The following is a 2973-nucleotide window of genomic DNA, read 5'->3' as shown; positions in this document are numbered from 1 at the left end:
CGGCCATCAGATCCTTCCCCGCCAGCGGCGCGCCCAGCCGCAGCCGGTCCACCCCCGCCACCGGCACGCCGCGCGCATGCAGGCGCGCCACGATCAGCCCGGCCAAGTCCTTGCGCTTGCGCACCAGGATCATCACGTCGCCCGCACGGGCGTTGCGCGGGGTGCCCTTGTGCAGCGGAAATCCCGTATCGAGCCATTGCCGCACCTGGCGCGCCAGCCGGTCGGCCAGATCGCGATCGGGGCGCGAGAGCCAGTTTTCGCCGCCCTCCTCGCCCGCTTCGGGCAGCTCTTCTTCGTCCCCGTCGCCCTCGCCCACCGGCCGCCACAGCCGCACCAGGCCCGGCCGCACATCCCCCACATGGGGTTCGGGCGCTTCGGGCAGGCCAAAGCGATCAGGGCCGATGGCGGCAATCGCGCGGTCGACAAAGGCCAGGATCGGCATCGCCGTGCGATAGGACTGCCCCAGGCCGAGCGAGAGCAGCGCGCGCTCGGGCTCGTCCATCGCCTCGGCCAGGCCAGCCAGTTCGCGCCGCACCCGCTCGCGCGCCTTGGCAAAGTTTTCCGGGCTCGTGCCCTGGAAACGGAAGATCGCCTGCTTGTAATCGCCCACCACGAACAGCGTGCGCGGGTCTCGCTGGCTTTGTCCCTGGCCGGAAAAGAAATCCTGCACCAAGCCATCGAGCACGATGCGCCACTGCGCCTCGTTGGTATCCTGCGCCTCGTCCACCAGCACGTGATCAAACCGGCGATCGAGCTTGTAGCGAATCCAGTCGGCCGTGGTGCGTTCGGTCAACAGCGCGGCGGCGGTGCGGATCTGGTCGTCGAAATCGATGAAGCCTTCGCGCGCCTTCGCCGCCTCCCACGCCAGGGCAAAGCGCCGCCCCACGGTGAGCGCGGGATCGAGCAGCGCCGCCAGATTGACCAGCGCGAGGCGATCGCGCAGCGCCGTAATCCCGGCGATAACCCTCGCCTGGTAATCGGCATAGGCCGGCTCGTGCTTATCCAGGTTGCGGGCAGATTTCGCCTCGCCCTTGGTCGTCAGGAACAGCTTGGCAAAATCGTCGATCCCCGCGAGGCGCGCCTGCGGATCGGCGGCGAGCCAATCGCCCATTATGTTTGCAGCCGTCGCGCCAGTCGGCGTGCCCCAAGCCGCATTGGCGGCCATGCAGCACCGCACCGAGGCTACGTCAAACGCATCGTCGGCACAGAGCGCAGCCACGCCGCTGCCATCCTCGTCTGCCGCCAGGCCCAGCATCTGGTTGATGCGCGGGCGCAGCGGCGGCCGCCACGCGCCCGGTTCCTGCCACAGGTCTATCGCCTTGGCACAGCGCAGCAGAAAGCCGATGACGCTGCCCTGGTCCATGCGCAGCGCCAGATGGGCCAGCGCATCGAGCAGGCCCTCGTCACCCGCTTCCTCTGCCTCCACCAACATCTGCGCCAGCACTTCGCGCACCAGCAGTTCGCGATCGCGGTCTTCCATCGCGCGGGTGCCGGGCAGCAGGCCCGATTCCACTGGAAAGGCCGAGAGCAGCCATTGCGAAAAGGCGTGGATCGTTTCGATGCGCAGGCCGCCGCCCGGGCAATCGAGCACGGCGGCAAAGCGGCTGCGCGCCCGCGCCAGGGTTTCCGGCCGCGCGTCGGCGCCGATCGCCTCCAGTTCCTGGAACAGCGCCAGATCGTCCAGCCGCACCCAGCGCGCCAGGACATCGTTGACGCGGGTGGCCATTTCCGCCGCGCCCGCCTTGGTAAAGGTCAGGCACAGGATATTTTCCGGCTCCACCCCGTCTTGCAGCAAAAGCCGCAGCACGCGCGCCGAAAGCACCTGGGTCTTGCCTGTGCCGGCCGAAGCGGACAACCACACCGTGCGATGCGGCGCCACCGCGCGCGCCTGGTTGCCCTTGAGGGGATAGACCTTGCTCATGCGCTCTCGCCCCCGCCGCGCCCCTGCCACTCTTCCAGCCGCATGAGTTGGTCATAATCGGCATAGCTGGGCAAATCGGGATTGAGCCGCGCGACGAACGGCTCGTTGCCCAGAATCCAGCGAGCAATCGCCTCGTCCAGAAAGCGGCGGGTTTCGGGCAGGAAATCCTCGCGCGGGATGCCCGATTTGCGCCGACCTTCCAGGATCGGCTCTTCACGATAGCCAAAGCCGCGCTCGCGGTTGCGCGCCAGCGACCAGTATTCAAAGCGGGTCGGCTCGCCCTCCACGGTCACGCGGCCGTCCTTGTCCTTGAAGCCGCCAGCCTGGGCGATCAGGCCGACGAGCCCCAGTTGCAGGGCAAAGCCTTCCTGCACCATCCGCCCCGATGGCGGCGTGCCGGTCTTGTAGTCGACGACCGCCAAGGTGCCATCGGGCAGCAGGTCGATGCGGTCGGCCCGGCCAAAGATGCGGATGCCATTGACCTGCGTATCGCCCCAGCATTCGAACGCGGCCACGCGGCGCCCTTCGGCGAGAAGGCTTTCCTGCTCATCCTCGATCCAGGCGAGCGCGGCAGTCAGGCGCGGGCGCCACAGGCTGCGCATGAACGGGTGCGCGCTCATTTCCGCCAGCTTGCGCTCGGCCAGCGGCACCAATTCGCCCGGCGGAGCCCCGGCCTGGTGCCACTCTTCGAGAATGGCGTGCACCGCTGTGCCGCGCCAGGCCGGGGTGGGATCGGCATCGCGCGGGTCCAGGCTCCTGAGGCCAAGAATGGCCGAGGCATAGAACTGATAGGGGTCTGACCGCAGGCGGTCGAGCGCGGTCACGGCAATATCGACGCGGCGTTGCTGCGGCGATGGCATGGGGCGCGGGCGCGGATAGGCGGCGGCCTGGGGCGCGGCATCGAGCGCCTGTGCCAGGTCGACCGCGTCGCGTTCCCACGCCACGCCATCTTCGCCCAGCATCGCGCGGATGCGCAGCAGGAAGCGCGACGGGATCGCCGGTCCACCCGCGTCCCGCTCGGCAAAGCTCAGCACCGCTTCCGGCGCACCCAG

General features: G+C 68.9%; 2 protein-coding genes. Both read right to left on the bottom strand.

Annotated elements, in window-relative coordinates:
- Positions 1-1921 (bottom strand): UvrD-helicase domain-containing protein (locus tag H926_RS28670; RefSeq protein WP_237741092.1); only part of this gene is annotated, 1921 nt, incomplete at its 3' end.
- Positions 1918-2973 (bottom strand): PD-(D/E)XK nuclease family protein (locus H926_RS0118080; protein WP_022677554.1); only part of this gene is annotated, 1056 nt, incomplete at its 5' end. The genes H926_RS28670 and H926_RS0118080, both read right to left, overlap by 4 nt.

This window comes from Novosphingobium sp. B-7 (assembly GCF_000410615.1).
Classification (GTDB): domain Bacteria; phylum Pseudomonadota; class Alphaproteobacteria; order Sphingomonadales; family Sphingomonadaceae; genus Novosphingobium; species Novosphingobium capsulatum.
This window is presented reverse-complemented; position numbering and strand designations above follow the sequence as displayed.